Annotated in this window: 15 protein-coding genes; 6 read left to right on the forward strand and 9 right to left on the reverse strand. The window is 43.5% G+C overall.

Annotation, left to right across the window (positions count from 1 at the left end; genetic code table 11):
* Nucleotides 1-37 precede the first annotated feature (37 nt).
* Together HHA41_RS06320 and HHA41_RS06325 are read left to right on the forward strand one after the other, a co-directional pair.
* Nucleotides 38-412 carry an endonuclease domain-containing protein gene (locus tag HHA41_RS06320; RefSeq protein WP_166135360.1) on the forward strand — a complete coding sequence of 125 codons (375 nt, stop codon included), beginning with the start codon at nt 38-40 and terminating at the stop codon, nt 410-412.
* A 144-nt stretch (nt 413-556) separates the two neighbouring features.
* Nucleotides 557-2,011 carry a capsule assembly Wzi family protein gene (locus tag HHA41_RS06325; protein ID WP_168461020.1) on the forward strand — a complete coding sequence of 485 codons (1,455 nt, stop codon included), beginning with the start codon at nt 557-559 and terminating at the stop codon, nt 2,009-2,011.
* Between the two features lie 117 nt (nt 2,012-2,128).
* Here HHA41_RS06325 and HHA41_RS06330 read toward each other — a convergent pair whose 3' ends face one another.
* Together HHA41_RS06330 and dapB are read right to left on the reverse strand one after the other, a co-directional pair.
* Nucleotides 2,129-2,773, reverse strand: coding sequence for an START domain-containing protein (locus tag HHA41_RS06330; protein ID WP_168461021.1), 645 nt, complete (start codon nt 2,771-2,773; stop codon nt 2,129-2,131).
* A gap of 129 nt (nt 2,774-2,902) precedes the next feature.
* Nucleotides 2,903-3,724, reverse strand: coding sequence for a 4-hydroxy-tetrahydrodipicolinate reductase (dapB, locus tag HHA41_RS06335; RefSeq protein ID WP_168418337.1), 822 nt, complete (start codon nt 3,722-3,724; stop codon nt 2,903-2,905).
* Nucleotides 3,725-4,007: 283 nt separating this feature from the next.
* Here dapB and HHA41_RS06340 point away from each other — a divergent pair, with 283 nt between their 5' ends.
* Entirely contained in the window at nt 4,008-4,304 is a 297-nt protein-coding gene (locus tag HHA41_RS06340) for a hypothetical protein (protein WP_168461023.1), read from the forward strand.
* A gap of 367 nt (nt 4,305-4,671) precedes the next feature.
* Here HHA41_RS06340 and dnaJ read toward each other — a convergent pair whose 3' ends face one another.
* From dnaJ to HHA41_RS06360, 4 genes are all read right to left on the reverse strand, one after another.
* Nucleotides 4,672-5,787 carry a molecular chaperone DnaJ gene (gene dnaJ / locus HHA41_RS06345; protein ID WP_168461025.1) on the reverse strand — a complete coding sequence of 372 codons (1,116 nt, stop codon included), beginning with the start codon at nt 5,785-5,787 and terminating at the stop codon, nt 4,672-4,674.
* 128 nt (nt 5,788-5,915) lie between these two features.
* Nucleotides 5,916-6,293, reverse strand: a complete 378-nt coding sequence (locus tag HHA41_RS06350) for a hypothetical protein (RefSeq protein WP_168418340.1) — start codon at nt 6,291-6,293, stop codon at nt 5,916-5,918.
* A gap of 135 nt (nt 6,294-6,428) precedes the next feature.
* Nucleotides 6,429-9,563: an efflux RND transporter permease subunit gene (locus HHA41_RS06355; protein WP_168461026.1), complete on the reverse strand. Its 3,135-nt coding sequence runs from the start codon at nt 9,561-9,563 to the stop codon at nt 6,429-6,431.
* A gap of 2 nt (nt 9,564-9,565) precedes the next feature.
* Complete coding sequence (locus HHA41_RS06360) at nt 9,566-10,723, reverse strand: efflux RND transporter periplasmic adaptor subunit (protein ID WP_252726724.1); 1,158 nt, start codon at nt 10,721-10,723, stop codon at nt 9,566-9,568.
* A gap of 413 nt (nt 10,724-11,136) precedes the next feature.
* Here HHA41_RS06360 and HHA41_RS06365 point away from each other — a divergent pair, with 413 nt between their 5' ends.
* From HHA41_RS06365 to HHA41_RS06375, 3 genes are all read left to right on the forward strand, one after another.
* Nucleotides 11,137-11,751 carry a TetR/AcrR family transcriptional regulator gene (locus HHA41_RS06365; RefSeq protein WP_168461028.1) on the forward strand — a complete coding sequence of 205 codons (615 nt, stop codon included), beginning with the start codon at nt 11,137-11,139 and terminating at the stop codon, nt 11,749-11,751.
* Between the two features lie 595 nt (nt 11,752-12,346).
* Nucleotides 12,347-15,031: a phosphoenolpyruvate carboxylase gene (ppc, locus tag HHA41_RS06370; RefSeq protein ID WP_168461031.1), complete on the forward strand. Its 2,685-nt coding sequence runs from the start codon at nt 12,347-12,349 to the stop codon at nt 15,029-15,031.
* Between the two features lie 399 nt (nt 15,032-15,430).
* Entirely contained in the window at nt 15,431-16,729 is a 1,299-nt protein-coding gene (locus tag HHA41_RS06375) for a solute carrier family 23 protein (protein ID WP_168461033.1), read from the forward strand.
* Between the two features lie 280 nt (nt 16,730-17,009).
* Here the strand turns inward: HHA41_RS06375 and HHA41_RS06380 are convergent, their stop codons facing one another.
* From HHA41_RS06380 to HHA41_RS06390, 3 genes are all read right to left on the reverse strand, one after another.
* A complete protein-coding gene (locus HHA41_RS06380) occupies nt 17,010-17,189 on the reverse strand; it encodes a hypothetical protein (protein ID WP_004970356.1) in 180 nt (59 codons plus the stop codon).
* 318 nt (nt 17,190-17,507) lie between these two features.
* Nucleotides 17,508-17,795: a chorismate mutase gene (locus HHA41_RS06385; RefSeq protein WP_168461034.1), complete on the reverse strand. Its 288-nt coding sequence runs from the start codon at nt 17,793-17,795 to the stop codon at nt 17,508-17,510.
* Nucleotides 17,785-19,104, reverse strand: coding sequence for a hypothetical protein (locus HHA41_RS06390; protein WP_168461035.1), 1,320 nt, complete (start codon nt 19,102-19,104; stop codon nt 17,785-17,787). Before HHA41_RS06390 ends, HHA41_RS06385 begins: the two co-directional genes overlap by 11 nt.
* Nucleotide 19,105: the final 1 nt, after the last annotated feature.

Below are 19,105 nucleotides of genomic sequence, written 5' to 3' on the forward strand. Positions count from 1 at the left end.
ACAAACCACTTCATTTAAGAAATTATGAATAAAAAACATGCAACCTTATAATAAAAATTTAAAACATAACGCACGACAGTTAAGAAACAATATGACCGAAGCCGAGCAGAAACTCTGGTTACGACTGCGCCAAAAACAAATCTTAGGCTTACAGTTTTATCGGCAAAAGCCTATTTTGAATTTTATTGTAGATTTTTACTGTCCTGCGGCAAATTTAATTATTGAATGTGATGGCAGCCAACATTTAAACGAAAAAGGCTTAAAGTACGATCTATTGCGTGATCAGGTTTTGGCACAATTAAATTTAACTATTTTAAGATTCAATAATTTACAAATTTTACATGAACTCGATGCAGTCATCCAAACCATTGAAAATGTGATTTTAAGTCGACACGCTGATAATCCCTCCTAGCCTCCCTTTAAAAAGGGAGGAACTCCACCATTTACAGAAGAATTTTCTTTTGAAATTTACAACACTACTCAACAATTCACATTGCAAAAAACCACGTAGAAACCTATGTTGGTTACATTATATAAACCCTGAGAATGTATAAGAATGATTGCACCTAAAGTACTGCTGGCAACACTGGCATTAAGCTCATCACTAAGCTTTGCCCAAGGCATTGTCTTAAACGACCAAAATTTACGTACCGATTTAAACTGGCTAAATCAGCAAGGTGTTATTCAAATCAGTACATCAACTTGGCCCATGAGTGGTGATGAGATTCAACGTGTACTTTCTCAAGCTAAAATTAGCAATACCAATCAGCAAAAAGTCATAGATGCAGTGGTGGCACATTTGAATGCCAATAACCAGCTGCTCAAAGCATCCCTAATTACAGAAACAGATCAAAAGCATATTCCTCAGGCTTTTGGCGACCAACAAAAAGCACAATATCAAGCAGGTTTGGAACTCAATGCAGGCAATCAATACTGGGATACTAAAATTCGGGTCAATGCAGAAAAAGACCCACAAATTGATAACGATCAAGATGTCAATGTTGAAGGTTCCTATATTGCAGGCAAGCTTTTGAATCAATGGCTCATTGCAGGGCAAATTCCAACCTATTGGGGCCCTGCGCATGACGGTAGTTTAATTCGTGGCGATGCCAGCCGCCCTGTCTATGGTGTAACCATGCAACGTGCCGAACAACAGGCGTTTAACAATAAATGGCTGTCTTGGATTGGCCCATGGCAATACCAAGCTTTTGCAGGTCAATTGCATGATTACGATGCTGTGCCCGATGCAAAACTGATAGGTTTACGCGTTACAGCACAGCCACTGCATTATTTAGAACTTGGGGCATCACGTGCAATCCAATGGGGTGGTGAAGGTCGACCTGAAAGTTTTGATTCACTCTGGGATGCAGTGATTGGTAAAGATAATGTGTATGGTGATACCACCAATCCCTCTAACCAAGTGGCAGGATTTGATGCACGTTTGAACCTACACCCCTTGGTACAAGTTCCAATGGGAGTCTATGCACAATATGCAGGTGAAGATGAAGCAGGTGGCTTACCCGCTAAAAAAATGTATCTGGCTGGGGTAGATTATTCATCAAGCTATCAAAATATGCCGTTCCAACTCTATACCGAATGGGCAGATACCCGTACCAATGGTAAAGCACAAGGTATTACTTATAATCACAGTGTCTATAAAGGTGGTTTCTATCAACATGGCTACCCTTTAGCGCATGCCATGGGTGGTGATGGACAAATGATTTCAGTGGGTGGTGATATACGTTTTGATCGCCTGAACCGTGTTAATGCACGTATGCTATTTGCCAAATTCGATCAGGCTGCTAATCGCCCAAACAGCCGTAAAACTAACGCCGCCTTCCCTGAAAAAGGTCAGTTAAAAGCCTTAGATTTAACTTGGACACATTATTTACGCCCAGATATTCCACTAAAATTAAATGGCTGGATCAGCGATTCAGATATTCATGGCAATGATGGTGGTGCGTCTATTGGTATTGAGTTTCCTTTAGAAAAAGGACTATTTTCTTATTAAGTCTTGTTAAATTACCGCACACACTTTTGCAGTCGGTAAACTAAACTATGGATGAAATCTGCATGGGTTTCATCCATTGCATTTTGCATTACATTCTAAAGCCTACACGGGCTAAACTTAACGTAAAATTTCAGGCAACCCCTTATAATTACGGTTTTTACCCAATTCAATTTTCATCTTTTGCAGCATTTGATACGGTTGTTGCTGTACAAACATATTCACAAAGCTTAAAGGAATCGCTCCTTCAGGGTTAGCATAGCCATAAGTGCTGACTTTGACTTTATGATTGCTCAATTTCTGAAATGTCCAATCTCCCTCATACTGCCGAATACGCACATAGTCAGGATTTAGCGGATAGCCGCCTTCAATGGCTGTGTTTTGAATGCTGATGACTCCCTGCGCATCTTTGCTCATTTTGCCTTTAACCACTAAATCTCGGTCTTTCAAGGGAAAGGGAAAATCTAGCACCATATACAGTAAAAACTCACCTTTCTGATCATCTCGTGACAAGACTTTCACGCTGCCTACATAAGGCACCCATTTCACAGCATGATCAACATCTAAAATTAAAGCAGCTGCTTTTTCTAAAGGCACATTAAAGGTGGTTTCTGCCTTGTATAAAAATACAGGACTAGACTGCTGTTGATAGGTCCAGACTTTAATATTGTTTTTATGAATACTGAGTTTGGCATGTTCAAGGCTTTGCGCATGCGTGATACAGCTACAGGCGATCAGGCCAAGAATTGGCAGAATTTTTTTCATTGTCTTGTGCATCTTATTTTAGTTTTGTGTAGGGTCTGATGCTTCATCATCCATGACATCAGACCCTAGTTTTAACTGCAGATCACGATTTGTTCAAGCAGTTTTTATTATTTTATCGTCAGCGACGATTTAAACTTGAATATCGTTAAAGCCTAGTACATCTTTCATGTCGTATTTACGGGCTTCACGTCCAACTACCCAAGCTGCCGCACGAACAGCACCTGCAGCAAAGTTCATACGGTTGGTGGCTTTATGGGTAATTTCCACGCGCTCACCGTCGGCAATAAACATTGCGGTATGTTCACCGACAATATCGCCACCACGAATGGTTTGAAAGCCGATGCTCTTGCGTTCACGGGCACCGGTATGTCCTTCACGGCAGTAAACCGCATCTTGTTTAAGATCACGACCAAGTGTAGCCGCAATCGCCTCACCCATCATTAATGCCGTGCCTGATGGTGCATCAACTTTGTGACGATGGTGTGCTTCAATCACTTCAATATCAACAGTATCGCCAAAAACTTTGGCTGCCAATTCCAGTAGTTTGATTGATACGTTTACCCCAACTGAATAGTTGGCTGCGTATACCACTGGAGTTTGTTGTGCCGATTCTTCCAAGACAGCTTTTTGTTCATCGTTCATGCCCGTGGTGCCAATCACAATGGCCACGCCTGCTTCACGGCAAAGTTTTAAGTGCTGTGCGGTTGCCGCAGGTGCCGTAAAGTCGATTACGACATCACAGTCACCCAATACTTGCTCTAGGCTACCCACTACTTTTACACCCAATGTGCCAACACCTGCTAACTCCCCTGCATCTGCACCCAACAGGCTGCTTTCTGGGCGTTCAACTGCTGCAGCCAATTGATAGCCTGCTTCCTGAACGGCCTGAATTAAGATGCGTCCCATACGACCGCCTGCGCCTAATACACCAATGCGTGGAGTTGCTGACATAGCATATTCCTAAAATAGATTCTAAATTGTGCTTACTATATCAAAACTCGCTGCTCAGACTAAGTTTGCTGCGCAAGTTTCTGGGTTTATTTTTATCGGAAAATTACTGTCTTTGGGGGAGTAAGTCAGACTTTAGATCATACTGGCTAATTTTTAGGAGATTACCATTAAAAAATTAGCAGCAAAAAGCTGTTTTTTATGTGAATTTCACAAATTTGCAAACTTGTATGCGCAGACTAGCCTGCACGCATGAGAACAATTGCAAAAATGAAAGGGGATTAACATGCATTCAAAGAAAATGGTCGCAGCATTACTGCTCAGCATGACCGCAGGACACGTTTTGGCAGAACCCGCAATTCAAGCAGGCGATACGCTAGAAAGCCTGTCTAAAGTCCGTATTAGCGTAACGTTACAAGAACCCTTAGCGGTTGATGTGGATGCACCTGAGCTTGAAACAGAAGCAGCGCAAACTGTAAATGCTGCAGCAACTGAAAATACAGTTCAACCACAAACTGCCGTTGAAGCTGCAAGCTCAGAAAATGTAGATGTTTTAGACATAGATGTGCCTGAAGTCGAATAAGATTATAGGTTGCATAACAAAAAGCACCAAGCGTACCAAACAAAATACCAGCTCATTAACTGACTGGTATTTTTTTGAATTCTAATAAATATTAGATACGCGAAAAGTCATCCGCAACTGTTCGAGACAGGACTACATCAAAAAGTTAATGTTTCTGCGATTAAGCCGTTTATTGACGACATTGGACGAGTTTTGCGGATGACAGATGGTTTTGGCTACTTTTCCCGAAAGAAAAGTAGTATTTGAGCTCCAAAAATTGGATTAAAAAAAAGAAGACTCCGCCATGTCTATTATTTGAATAATGAAAAATATCATCAACTAAATTTCAAATAATATGCCACATAACTGCACACGGCAAAAAACTAAATTAATCAAACAAACGATCAAAGAAAGACTTCTTCTTTGGTGAAGACTGGCTGCCCTCACCTTCCATCGTCGCCTGTAACTCTTTTAACAATTCACGCTGACGTGCGGTCAAGTTCACTGGAGTTTCCACCACGATACAGCATAACAAATCGCCCTGCATGCTGGTACGTACAGGTTTTACCCCTTTGCCACGCAAACGGAACAATTTACCTGTTTGTGTTCCCTCAGGTACTTTCAGGCTGACACGACCATCAAGCGTTGGAATTTCAATTTCCTTGCCTAGGGCTGCATCGGCAATGCTAACAGGCACATCCATATACAGGTCGGCACCATCACGCTGGAAGATTTCATGCTCACGCACCACCACTTCTACGTATAAGTCACCCGATTGACCATCACGAATCGCTTCACCTTTACCAGTTAAGCGTACACGGTCGCCATTGTCCACGCCTGCAGGAATAGTGACTTCCAAGGTTTGCTGACGGTCAGCAACACCCGAGCCATGACATTGGTTACATGGGTTTTTGATGATTTTGCCTTGACCACGACAGGTGCTACAAGTTTGTTGTACCGAGAAGAAACCTTGCTGCATACGCACCTGACCCGCACCATGACAGGTTGGACAGGTTTCAACATCGTTTGGATTTTTTGAGCCTTTGCCATCACACGCTTCACACGGTGCTGGTGCAGTAAAGGTAATGGTTTTTTTCACCCCTTTTACCGCTTCTTCAAGGGTCAGTTCCATCACATAGCGTAAGTCTGAACCACGGCGTGCACGTTGCTGGCCACGACCACCGCCACCGAATGCACCACCGAAAATATCACCAAACTGGCTAAAAATGTCTTCTGCGCTAAAACCACCGCCGAAGCCACCACCACCGCCCATGCCACCTTCAAAGGCATTGTGCCCCATGCGGTCATACATGCTGCGTTTTTCAGCATCCGATAAAATTTCATAGGCTTCTGCAGCTTCTTTAAATTTTTCTTCAGCTTCTGGGTTGTCTGGGTTACGGTCTGGATGATATTTCATCGCCAACTTACGGTAGGCTTTTTTAATTTCATCATCACTAGCGGTTTTGGCTACACCCAAAACCTCATAATAATCACGTTTAGCCATGTCTGGCGATGCTCCTCACGGAATTCTATTTAAAACTGAACTGATGTGTGAAATTGGGGTAAAACTGAGTTTTACAAGGGAAGACTGCTAAAAATTTTAGCCACGTGCTGAATACAAGCGAAATGCTGTTAAAACACCGCTTTATTTTTTAAAAATTTGGACAGCCCTTTAATCCAAGCATTGAGTAAAAATAAGAAAGCGATCACGGCAAACACCACGCCCGCTACGGTGCAGGCTTTGACCCATAAAAAGGCATCCCAAGGAAAGAATGCCAAAGGAATAAACCACAGTGCAGCAAACAGTGCCAATACTGTGTAAATCACCACATTGCGCATGATCCATAACGCCTGCGCCTGTAACCAGACTTCGGTACTGTCCACCACAATCACTTTACGTGCATACCAATACGCCAAAGCACCACTCACCACAGTAAACAAAGCAAAAAACATAAACACGTAAGAGATCGCAACGGAACGGCGAAACTTTACCAAGTTATCTTGCTTCATAATGTGATTAAACCCCATGTGTGCCATGCTTTATTTTTTAATCTGGCGCATGCTGTGACGTATGCTAAGGCTGAAAAATATAAGGTGCTACTATATTGAAATTTTCCAAGTTTCGCACCCGTTATTATGTCACTTTTACAGATTATGTGGATTTTTTTTCACTTTAAACCACTGCGCATACAGTGCAGGTAAAAAGAACAGCGTCAACAAGGTTGCCACAATTAATCCCCCCATAATCGCCACGGCCATCGGGCCAAAGAAAATACTGCGAGAAAGTGGAATCATGGCCAAAACGGCCGCTAATGCTGTGAGTACAATCGGACGGCAACGGCGTACCGTGGCATTAATGATTGCATCCCACTGTGACTCTCCTGCAAGAATGTCTTGTTCAATCTGATCAATTAAAATCAGGGAGTTGCGCATGATCATACCCGACAAGGCAATTGTGCCGAGCATCGCCACAAAGCCAAAGGGTTTGTTAAACAACAATAAGAACAAGACCACACCAATGATACCTAGCGGAGCAGTCAAAAATACAATAAATGCACGTGACATACTGCGTAGCTGAATCATCAACAAGGTCATCACCACAGCCAAGAAAAACGGTATACCTGCATTAACTGACTTTTGCCCTCGTGCTGACTCTTCAACTGTGCCGCCAACTTCAATTAAATAGCCACTTGGCAAAGTACCTTTATAGCTTTCAAGCTCAGGCTGAATCTGATTCACCACCGTTGCAGGTTGTAAACCTGTACTAATGTCCGCACGAACAGTAATGGTTGGCAAACGATTACGATGCCAAATTAAACCTTCCTCAAAACGGTATTCAATTTGTGCAATTTGTGCCAATGGCACCGATGTTCCACGTGAAGTCGGTACAGCCAAACTGCTTAAAGATGCAACATCTAGGCGCTCACTTTGATCACCACGTAAGCGGATTTCAATTAGCTCACGTTTTTCACGATATTGATTAATTGCTGCACCACTAATGGAGCTATTCAGGAAGTTAGCCAAATCCAGACTGGATACCCCCATTTGACGGGCACGGTCTTGATCAATTTGCAATTGAATCACCTTGCTCGGCTCACCCCAATCTAAATGCACATTGGTGGTATTCGGATTGGCACTGACTGTGGCAGCCACTTGCTGCGCCCACTGTCGTACTTGAGCAAGGTCTTCTCCTGAAACACGGAATTGCAATGGATAACCCACAGGTGGGCCATTTTCCAGCAAAGAAACGCGGGTACGTACTTCAGGCAACAATAAACGGATTTGCTCCGATAAATTACGGCGAATTTCATCTCGATCATCTAAAGATGAAGCCAGCACCACAAATTGCGCAAAACTGGCTTGCGGCAATTGCTGATCTAGCGGCAAATAAAAACGTGGCGAACCTGTACCTACATAAGCCACATAATTGTCAATGCCCTCCTGTTGTGCCAAAAAGTCTTCCACTTTTTTGACTGCGGCCTCGGTGGCTTTGAGCGATGCACCTTCTTCTAGTTTTAAATCGACCAAAATTTCCGCCCGATTGGAAGGCGGGAAGAATTGTTGAGGTACCAGTTTAAACATTGCAATCGACAACACAAAAATCGCAACAGTGGCCGTAATTACGGTTTTACGATAGCGCACACAGGTATTTACCCATGACCGAAATACCTGATAGAAACGGGTTTGATACGGGTCATGCGCCTCACCAGCCTGATGTGCCACAGGCTGTGGCTCAGGTTGTTTACGCAAACGTGCCCAAAGACGTTGATACCACGGTGCGCGCTGCACATGTCGCTGAAAATCTGGCAATAATTTATCGCCCAAATACGGCACAAACAGCACTGCGGCAAACCATGATACTACTAAAGCAATGGTCACTACCTGAAAAATTGAACGGGTATATTCCCCTGTACTTGATGCCGCTGTGGCAATCGGCAAAAAGCCTGCTGCGGTAATCAATGTACCCGTCAACATTGGGAAAGCAGTGGTTCGCCACGCATGCCCTGCGGCTTGCAAACGGCTGAAACCCTGTTCCATTTTAATTGCCATCATTTCAATGGCAATGATGGCATCATCCACCAACAAACCTAGGGCAAGAATTAAGGCACCCAGTGAAATTTTGTGCAGCCCGACATCAAACAAATGCATGCCGGCAAAGGTCATGGCCAAGACCAGTGGAATAGAAAATGCCACCACCAAGCCTGTACGAAAACCCAGTGAAAAGAAGCTGACCAGCAATACAATAATCACTGCTTCGGCCAAGACTTTCATAAACTCATTCACACTGTGTTTGACCGCAACAGGTTGATCAGACACTTTTTGCAGCTGCATACCCAAAGGCAAAGTCTTTTGCAAACGAGCAAATTCAGCTTCCAGATTTTCACCTAAAGCCAGAATATCACCGCCTTTACGCATAGACACGGCAATACCGATGCCATTTTCGCCCATAAAGCGCATACGTGGCTGGGCTGGCTCGCTAAACCCACGATAGACCTCGGCAACATCACCCAGTTGAATAGTGGTGCCATTCACCAACAATGGCATTTGTTTCAGCTCATCAACACTGTGCAATGCTCCGCTAACACGGACCTGAATACGGTCAGACTCAGTTTCAAAAAAACCTGCACTGGCCACGCTGTTTTGTTGCTGTAAGGCTTGCTGAATAGCAGTGACAGGAATGCCAAGTTGTGCAGCTTTAGTATTGGATAGTTCAATCCAGATTTTTTGGTCTTGTAACCCAACCAAATTGACTTTGGCTACATCTTTCACTCGCTGTAACTGTAGCTGCAAACGGTCGGCATATTCTTTAAGGGTGGCATAGTCATAGTCTGCGCCTGTCAGCACATAAATATTGCCAAAGGTGTCGCCAAATTCATCATTAAAAAATGGGCCTTGTACCCCTTGCGGCAGTTCATGGCGAATGTCATTGACCTTTTTACGCACCTTATACCAGACATCGGGAATTTGACTGGAACGCATGGAGTCTTTGGCAATAAAAGTCACCATAGACTCACCTGGCCGTGAATAGGCCATGATGCGTTCATAATCGCCCGTACTCATTAACTCTTTTTCGATGCGGTCTGTGACCTGTAACGACACCTCTTTGGCACTCGCACCCGGCCAATAGGTTTGAATTACCATCACTTTAAATGTGAATGGCGGGTCTTCACTTTGTGCCAGTTTTGAATAGGAGAAGATACCGACGATACCCAACAACAGCATCAGGTAAACCACTAGGCCTTTATTTTTCAGCGCCCATTCAGACAGATTAAACTTCATGCTTAAGGCTCCGTCTGTGTGGTGGTTGCACTTGTCGCAGAGTGACTTGCTGGCGTTTGCAGCACAGTTTTAACATCTATAGATTGATTGTCACGGTTAATCGGGCGAATTTTTTGACGATCACGCAGTAAATGTACACCGCCCATCACCACATAATCCTGTGGCTGTAAACCGCTGAGTACAGGTACGCTGTCACGCCCATAAGCCCCTAAGCTAACGGGTACTTGACGTACAGTCGAATCAGGCTGCAAAACCAAAACAAAAGCTTGTTGCTCGGTTGCCGACACGCTAGACAACGGTACATATAACCCTTGGTGGGCTTGGCGAGTGAGAAATACCCGTGCACTTTGCCCCAGTTGAGTGTTGGCATTATTTTCCCGCAATGCGACTTTGACTTTAAAGGTACGTGACTGATCTGCTGCAGGTGAAATTTCCCGCACCGTACCAGCCAGACGGGCATCAGGTTGTGACCATAAACTTACTGTAGCCGCTTGCCCGACTTTGATATCAGTCACCGCCTGTTCAGGTACGCCAATCACCACTTCACGCTCACCCGCAATGGCCAGTTGATACGCCACTTGCCCTGCGGGCAAAACCTGACCAACCTCAATAAAACGCTCTGTAATCACCCCATTTTTTGTGGCACGTAGTTGGTTATAGGCAGTTTGATTGCTACTAACGGCATAGTTGGACTGTGCCTGTTTCAGCTGCGCCATGGCATGTTGATGTTGATTTTTTACTGCATCGTATTGTGAGCGACTGACTGCATTCATAGGTAAAAGTTGTTGAAAACGCTGCAATTCATCACTGGCCACTTTTGCAGCAGATTCCGCACTTTCCAGTTGTGCCCGTGCTGCATTCAGTTGTAACGCAGCATCTTGCACATCTAAAGTAGCTAAAACTTGCCCCACTTTGACCTGATCGCCTACATCAACAAAACGCTGTGTGACCTGCCCAGCCACACGAAATGCCAAAGCAGTTTGCTGACGTGCCTGCACTTCACCTGCATAGCTTTTTTGTTCTGTATGCAAACTGCTCGGTTGCGTCACCATCACTAAAGGGACTTCCTGTTCAACCGCTGTGTTTTGTTTGTTACATCCCATTAAGGCAAGACAGCAAATCAGCATCAGGCTGGCAATGGCATTCTGAATTATGTTCATCAGGTTCGCTCTTATTTAAAATTCATTTTTAGGGCAGAATACGATAGGGGCTGCTGACACTTCGTCTATGTTTGCGACGACGCATATTTTTTAGCTGATTTAAGGCATGAGGTAGGAAATTTAGTCATTCTAAATGACTGGCTCATAACGCAATAGCAGCAAAAAATATGCTCGTCCTGAAAGGCTGCGGCTAAAACTTTCTCAGATTACGTTATGAAACTTGGCAATAGTCTCGCTATTCCCTGCGTTTCATGCCTGATCTGCTCAGTTTTAGCCTACAGCGCAAATCATTTATGAAATATCAGCAGGCCCTATATTAAATTGATTAGTTTTTAATTAATATACCACTAGGTACATTAATTAAAACTGAAGCGTCATTTTCCAGTTGTACTGATGCTAATTAGGAGGAGCGTGTGCAGCTTAATGTCGGACGACCAAAAGATTTAGAAAAACGCCAACGCATTTTAATGTCGGCAAAACACTTGTTTTTAAAACTGGGCTTTCATGGTTCAAGTATGAATCAGATTGCGCGTGAGGCAGGTGTAACCAAATTAACGGTCTATAATCACTTTCAAGACAAAGCCACGCTATTTTCCTGTGCCATTGAAGAAACCTGTGAAAGCCTGCTTAATGCCCAGCCCTCGCACTTAAGCGCAAATAGCGATTTTAGGCAAGCGTTATACCAAGCCTGTGAACTGTCCTTAACTTTGGTGAATATGCCTGAGGCAATTAAGCTAGAACACTTATTGATGGAACTGGCCTCTGAGCAAAATCCGTTGGCATTACAGTTTTACAATGCCTCACATGCCAAACTCAGAGCCATGTGGGAAAACTTCTTCCGCCAAGCCGTTGCATTGCAGTTTATTGAAGCAGATGCGCCTAAAACCCAAACTGAACTGATTGTGTCGCTCCTGCATGGTTTACGCCACCATGAAGTCCTACTTGGTGTAAGAGCCGTACCCAACCCAACAGAATGTCAGCACATTATTAATCACGCCATTGAAATTTTTATGCTGCGTTATGGCTGAACAGGCTAATTTTGCTGCCTCTTCTTACGTGATTTACAAATTCAAATCACGCAGTTTTAAGAAAATAAACAAACTCAACACTAATCACCATTCGATACGCAGGAATGTCATCCACAACCTGCGTGGTATTCGTTTTATTACTGTTTCTGCGAAACAATGAATAAGAGATAAACTGTAAGCAGGTTTTGTGGATGACAATGGTTTTGCCTACTTTTCCCGAAAGAAAAGTAGGTCGAACCGAAGGTTAATCCAGCTGTTTTCGTAACTTAGCAAAACGCTGCTCCCCCCTCATCACTACATATTGGTAGCAACTATGCATAAAAAATACTCTCAATGAGCATAAAAATTCACTTGGGACTCTAATACATTGATTATCTTAGAACCCATTACAAAAAAGGTTTATCTAAAGCGGGGGTTCTTTTACCAAATAGCATTCCACTCCACCCTGTATTTCTCTCCTAAATACTGCTGCTTGGCACTATAAGCTCAGATGCGCAAAATCCATGCAACTTTTGTAGATAGCCCGCTTGGATTGTAGATAAATCGGGGTATAGTCTTTTTAGAGTAGAAAAACACAGAACATGGAGAACAACGAATGATTCAACAAATTGATGCTCCTCTACGCGATGACGTACGCTTACTTGGGAACTTGCTGGGCGAAACCCTCAAGTTACACGCAGGACAAGATTTGTTTAATCAGGTCGAACAAATTCGAGCATTATCTAAAGGCGCACGTGATGGACAAGCCGAAGCAGAAAAACAGCTCGAACAACTATTTTTAAGCCTCGAAGATGATGAAATCTTACCGCTGACCCGTGCCTTTACCCACTTCCTGAACTTTGCCAACATTGCCGAGCAATACCATGTGGTGCGCAGCCGTCGTCAGAGTGAGTTTGATGAACATGCGGTTTCTCCCAACCCTTTAGACCGCTTATTTGAAAAATTTAAACACCATGAAATTTCTGCAGAAACTTTGTTTCAACAAGTCTGTGAACTAAAAATTGAACTGGTACTGACTGCACACCCAACTGAAGTCAGCCGTCGTACCCTGATTCAAAAATATGACGATATTAATGACTGCCTATTTAAAATGGATCAGCAAAAACTGACCCCACGTGAACGTCAGGCAGTTTTGGCAGATTTAAAACAGCTGATCAGCTCGGCTTGGCAAACCGATGAAATTCGTCAGCATCGCCCAACTCCAGTCGATGAAGCCAAATGGGGCTTTACCACCATAGAGCAGACCTTATGGAATGCCGTGCCTAAATTCATGCGTGAATTAGACGGCATTGTGCAAGAACATTGTGGGCAAAACTTGCCGCTAACCGTTGCCCCTGTGCGTTTTGCTTCATGGATGGGTGGTGACCGTGATGGCAACCCCAATGTCACTCATAAAGTCACTCAAGAAGTGCTGTGGCTATCACGCTGGAAAGCTGCAGAATTATATTTACGCGATATTGAAAACTTGCGTTGGGAACTCTCGATTCAGCAATGCAGCCCAGAACTGGCCGATGCCTTAGGACATTTCCATGCAGAGCCATATCGTGAATATTTACGTGACACTCGCGAACGTCTAAAAGCCACCCGTGATTGGTTGGCTGCCAAATTACAAGGCAAAGATGGCGATGACAGCTTGGTGATTAAAAGTAAAGATGAACTGTTACAGCCTTTATTGCTGTGTTATCGCTCACTCACCGCTTGCCAGCTATCAGAGATTGCCAATGGCAAATTGTTGGATCTGATTCATCGGGTCAACTGTTTTGGCATTGAATTACTGAAACTGGATATTCGTCAGGAGTCTGGACGTCATCGCCAAGCTATTTCAGCTATTACCGAATACTTAGGTTTGGGCAATTTTGAAACTTGGACAGAACAGGCACGTCAAAACTTCTTGCTACAAGAATTACAAAGCAAGCGTCCGTTATTGCCAAAATTCATGCAGGAACCTGCACAAAGTCTGATTCAACACCCAGATGTGCAAGAAGTCTTTGCTACGATGCGTACTTTGGCTGCACAGCCGCAAGAAAGCTTGGGTGCCTATATTATTTCCATGGCGGAATATCCAAGTGATGTTTTGGCAGTGTTACTGCTACAAAAAGAAGCGGGTATTCAGCATCCTTTACGTGTGGTGCCGCTGTTTGAAACCCTGAAAGATTTAGATGGGGCTGCGCAAACCATGAATACCCTGTTTGGGATGCATTGGTATAAACAGCATATTCAGGGCAAACATGAGGTAATGATTGGCTATTCAGACTCAGCCAAAGATGCGGGCTTTATGTCGGCTAACTGGGCACAGTACCGTGCGCAAGAAGAATTAACAGCTGTAGCGCAACAACACGCTGTACAGTTGACCTTATTCCACGGTCGTGGTGGTTCAATCAGCCGTGGTGGCGCACCGACTCAGCAAGCGCTGTTTTCACAACCACCTGGCTCTATTTCAGGTGCAATTCGCGTCACAGAACAAGGCGAAATGATTCGCTTTAAATTCGGGCTTGAAGGCGTTGCTTTACAAAATCTGGAAGTCTATACCGCGGCAACCTTAGAAGCGACCTTAATGCCACCGCCAGTTCCTAAACCTGAGTGGCGCGAGTTGATGCACAACATGACTGAGTTATCAGTACAGGTGTATCGTCAAACTGTGCGTGAAAATCCACATTTTGTGAAATATTTACGCACCGTTACGCCAGAACTAGAATTGCAGATGTTGCCGCTCGGTTCTCGTCCTGCAAAACGTAAAGTCAGCGGCGGAATTGAATCCTTACGTGCCATCCCGTGGGTGTTTGCATGGACGCAAATCCGGTTGATGCTGCCTGCTTGGTTAGGTACAGGCGCAGCAATTAACCAAACAATCGATCAGGGACAAAAAGCCACTTTAGATGAAATGCTCAGCGATTGGCCTTATTTCCAGACTTTAATTGATATGTTGGAAATGGTGTTGTCTAAAGCCGACAGCAATATTGCATTGTATTATGAGTCACACCTGACCGATGACGAAGACTTGAAACAACTCGGTGAGCAACTGCGTCAACGCCTGCGTGATGCCGTAACAACGTTACTGACCCTCAAAGGTGAATCGCAATTGCTCAGCAGCAATGATGTGCTAGATCAATCAATGCGGGTGCGTAAACCGTATTTATTGCCACTGCATTTGCTACAGGCAGAGTTGATGAAACGTCGTCGCCGGTATTTGGCAGAACAACATGCCGAACATACCCCTGTCGATCATGCCCTTATGGTGAGCATTGCAGGGATTGCAGCAGGCTTACGCAATACAGGTTAAGCCTCTACGAATAGCACAACAAGCAGAGTCATGTACTCTGCTTGTTGTGCTATTCACTCACTTAGAAATGGCTTGGGCTCATGCTTCATAAAGCCAAACACAGTGGACATAATAACGTGAAAGCAGACATGGACTAAGACATGCGTTACGAGGCAAAAAAACCAGCCTAAATTATGTGCAATTAAATTTATTCTTAGTCTGTTTTCATCCCACTAATGCCGCAATACATTCTTTAAATTTATAAATAAAATTACTTATTTATATTAAATTTAATTTTTAACAAATAGTAAAATTTAATTCTAAAAATAAGCAACTGGTCAGTTTCCTCGCAAAATTTTTTAAAAATTTATGCAATACAAGGGTATGATGTGCTCAATTTAGCTTTTGAGTGCTCACTTTATGTCCAATTGGTTTCCCAAATGGCGCCCTTATGAAGGCAACATTGATGCGCGTCCTGTAGGGACCAATGAGTATCTACCGCCTGCACAAACCGTTGTATTGGGGATACAACACGCGTTTGCCATGTTTGGTGCTACGGTACTTGCACCTTTCTTAATGGGCTTTGACCCGAACCTTGCCATTTTAATGTCAGGGATTTGTACCATCCTGTTCTTTTTCATGACAGGTGGGCGCGTTCCAAGTTATTTAGGTTCGAGCTTTGCCTTTATTGGGGTAGTGATTGCTGCCACAGGCTATGCAGGTGCAGCAGGTGGTTTAAATGCCAATATTGGGGTCGCGGCAGGCGGGATTATTGCCTGCGGTATTTTATATGCCCTGATTGGCTTTTTGGTGATGGCCACAGGCACCCGCTGGATTGAAAAATTGATGCCACCTGTAGTGACAGGTGCAGTGGTGATGATCATTGGTTTAAACCTTGCCCCAGTCACGGTCAAAGCCGTTGCAGGCAATCCATTTAATATGTGGATGGCATTGGTGACTGTACTGTGTATGGGCATCATTGCAGTCTTTACCAAAGGCTTGTTGCAACGCTTACTGCTCCTGATTGGCTTATTGCTGTCTTATCTGATCTATTTTATTGTCAGCAATATCATGGGCTTGGGTACGCCAATTAACTTCACACCAATTCAGCAAGCCGCGTGGTTTGGTGTTCCAGACTTTCATGCGCCTGTATTTGATGTGAATGCCATGCTGATTATTGCCCCAATTGCCTTCATTTTGGTGGCAGAGAACTTGGGACACATTAAAGCAGTCGGTGCCATGACAGGTGAAAACCTCGATCCACACATTGGTAAAGCCTTTGTAGCCGATGGTGTTGCCACAACACTCGCAGGTGGTGTCGGTGCGCCGGGTATGACTACCTATGGTGAAAACATTGGGGTGATGGCTGTTACCCGCGTGTATTCCACGATTATTTTTGTGGTGGCGGGGATGTTTGCTATTTTCCTTGGCTTATCACCGAAATTTGGGGCAATTATCCATACCATTCCTACCGCCATTTTAACGGGTGCTTCGATTGTGGTATTTGGTTTGATTACCATTGCAGGCGCAAAAATCTGGATTGAAAACAAAGTCGATTTTTCTAAAAACAAAAACTTGATGGTGGCTGCTGTGACCATTATTTTAGGAACGGGTGACTTTGCGTTGCAATTGGGCAGCTTTAACTTGGGCGGGATTGGGACAGCAACTTTTGCGGCCTTGTTCCTAAACTGGTTCTTTAGTTTGCGTGATCCATCCTAATCAGAACCTGCTGTCATCTGCTGTAACCTAAGCAGCTGCCGAAGTAATGCAAAAAGACCGAACAACAATGATTGTTCGGTCTTTTTTTTACCTCAAACGGTCTGTCTAGAATAAACCGTTTTAAGAGATCATGCTTTTGCTGTGGCTTATTTCTGTTTTTTAAGCTCTTGCTTAAGTTGCTTCAATTTGCCTTTATGTTTTGAAATCTTTTTCAAACGTGCTTTGATTTTTTGCTTCAAAGATTTAACTTGCTTAGCCATGGTATTACTCCTTAGTAAGGCTATTCGTTGCCATTGTGTTGTTTCACAAAACTACGAATAAATTTTCTTAATTCACGAGCAGCACTAGTATCAAGTTCTTCACATAAACGAATAAATTCATCACGTTCAGTACTATTAATACGAATTAAAAGTTGTCCATCTTTCTTGCCTGTCTTTATTTTTTTGATTTGCTCGTTCATTGCTGATCTCTCCAAAATAAAGACTGCTTTGCAAAAGATGTATATACAATATATATACTTTTCAGAATAATGCAAACTTACAATGTTAAAAAATGTAATAAAATCATAATCTTTTTTTTACCATAGCTTTCAAAAGCAACAGCAAAGCCAAGACAGGCAAGGCTTTGCGCTAAAAGCTGTCTACAGAAAAAATAAACATATTATTTTTAAAAAATGCTGTTTTGAGGCTAAAAATAAATACAGACACCGCAATTTTGCAGCGTAAAGGAAAGGATTGGCTGAGTTTGAAATATCACACCAAACTCATAAAAAACTTTTTTAAGGGCGGAATTCTTTCAGTTCACGTTGAATAAAGTGCTGAATCATATCGTGGTACAAACGCTCAACCATATCAGGATCAACATCATGTTGCAGCGCAAGGGCACGCACTTTTTCAATGACTTCTTTCACTCGCTGTGGCGATTGCACATCTTCTACCGTCTGTTTATGGCGCATGGCTTGATCGACATAAAACTGACGTGATGCAATCAGTTCAATTAAAGCCACATCTATCTGATCAATCTTGTCACGTGCTTGTTGTAATGAGTTTACTTTTTCATTGTTCATGGGCTGGGGCTACACTTTCAGTTTCGTTTTCAATTTCACTCTTATACTTTTCTTCTAACACATTACTGAAAATACTTTCAATCATCCACACCCGATATAAGCTGTTAAATACATAACTTTGCCCATCAATGCGCAATTCCAGCACAGGAAAATCGGGCTGAGATTTCATCTCGCACAACATGTCATTTTCTTTGAGCAATTCAGCAACATCGGCTGTACTCAGTTGTTCTAGCTCTAATTCACGCTGCATCCGATCAAAATGTGCCTTAAAAGACATATCCTGCCCTCTCGTCCATACCGCCTGCAAAATACGATACATGGCATCGACGCGCTGTTCTTCAGGCACGCTGTAATACAGCTGCGCCATGTAAGTGGTGGCAGCTTCGGTTGGACGGCAAAATGGTGTAAACGCAACATCGGTACGTTTAGACAATCGGGTGGCTAGTCCCCAGTCAAAGCCATCTCGCCCGTGGTACGACAATGGGTACACATTTAAATGAATGTTGTAATAGGCTGCCAATTCTTCCTTGATATAAGCCAGCAATAACCAAGAAATCGGGTCTTCCAAGGCAATATATAAATCCAGCTCTGGATCCAGTGCCTGAATTTCGTTCAGTTCCGCAGCATCACTAATTAAATGTTCACGCCATTCAATGTGATTAATCAAAAAAATAGGATTATCAGTGAGTAGTTTTTGTTGTTTTAAACGGCGGGTTAAACGCAATAAATCATCGACCGCGTGGTATTTACGTCCGCCAAATTCAAAATAACTGGCCAATACAGGTGCGTCATCAAATACTCGTTCGGAAAAATCCTGCACCTGATGATGACGGCTGGCCATGGCATATAAGGTGCGTAATTTACCCGACTGTTTTTGCCACAACATGTGGAACACATCTTCAAGTAAATACAAAAAGTCCTGCCCACGTAGCGGGGTATGCCGCAAAATGGCTTCGGCCTGCATCAAGGCTTCTGCAGTCGGTGGTTCGGGTGTATCGTGAAAACTAAAACGATGTTGCTTAGCCAAAATCTGCGCATCATTGATGCAATAGTTTTGCCATTCCGCTGCTGACATTTGATTTGGAGCATCACCACTTTGGCTAGAAATTACCACCTTTAACGGCTTTAATTCCTCTGCCAAAATATCTTCTAACTGCGGCAGTTGCTGCACCGCCAAATAGCTGTAAACATCGTCTAAACGCAGATGTACACTCAGTCCGTGTTCCGTGGGCAACACCGCTTGCCGAGAAGGTTTTTGATAAAACCAACTCGATCGAATCGGATCGAACCAACGGCGCAACAGTGACATG

It is taken from the genome of Acinetobacter sp. A1, assembly GCF_012371315.1.
Lineage (GTDB): Bacteria > Pseudomonadota > Gammaproteobacteria > Pseudomonadales > Moraxellaceae > Acinetobacter.

Bases quoted from the DNA above. Each gene is read 5' to 3' on its own strand.
- HHA41_RS06320 (WP_166135360.1), top strand. From the start codon at position 38: ATGCAACCTTATAATAAAAATTTAAAACATAACGCACGACAGTTAAGA.
- HHA41_RS06325 (WP_168461020.1), top strand. From the start codon at position 557: ATGATTGCACCTAAAGTACTGCTGGCAACACTGGCATTAAGCTCATCA.
- HHA41_RS06330 (WP_168461021.1), bottom strand. From the start codon at position 2,773: ATGAAAAAAATTCTGCCAATTCTTGGCCTGATCGCCTGTAGCTGTATC.
- dapB (WP_168418337.1), bottom strand. From the start codon at position 3,724: ATGTCAGCAACTCCACGCATTGGTGTATTAGGCGCAGGCGGTCGTATG.
- HHA41_RS06340 (WP_168461023.1), top strand. From the start codon at position 4,008: ATGCATTCAAAGAAAATGGTCGCAGCATTACTGCTCAGCATGACCGCA.
- dnaJ (WP_168461025.1), bottom strand. From the start codon at position 5,787: ATGGCTAAACGTGATTATTATGAGGTTTTGGGTGTAGCCAAAACCGCT.
- HHA41_RS06350 (WP_168418340.1), bottom strand. From the start codon at position 6,293: ATGAAGCAAGATAACTTGGTAAAGTTTCGCCGTTCCGTTGCGATCTCT.
- HHA41_RS06355 (WP_168461026.1), bottom strand. From the start codon at position 9,563: ATGAAGTTTAATCTGTCTGAATGGGCGCTGAAAAATAAAGGCCTAGTG.
- HHA41_RS06360 (WP_252726724.1), bottom strand. From the start codon at position 10,723: ATGAACATAATTCAGAATGCCATTGCCAGCCTGATGCTGATTTGCTGT.
- ppc (WP_168461031.1), top strand. From the start codon at position 12,347: ATGATTCAACAAATTGATGCTCCTCTACGCGATGACGTACGCTTACTT.
- HHA41_RS06375 (WP_168461033.1), top strand. From the start codon at position 15,431: ATGTCCAATTGGTTTCCCAAATGGCGCCCTTATGAAGGCAACATTGAT.
- HHA41_RS06380 (WP_004970356.1), bottom strand. From the start codon at position 17,189: ATGAACGAGCAAATCAAAAAAATAAAGACAGGCAAGAAAGATGGACAA.
- HHA41_RS06385 (WP_168461034.1), bottom strand. From the start codon at position 17,795: ATGAACAATGAAAAAGTAAACTCATTACAACAAGCACGTGACAAGATT.
- HHA41_RS06390 (WP_168461035.1), bottom strand. From the start codon at position 19,104: ATGTCACTGTTGCGCCGTTGGTTCGATCCGATTCGATCGAGTTGGTTT.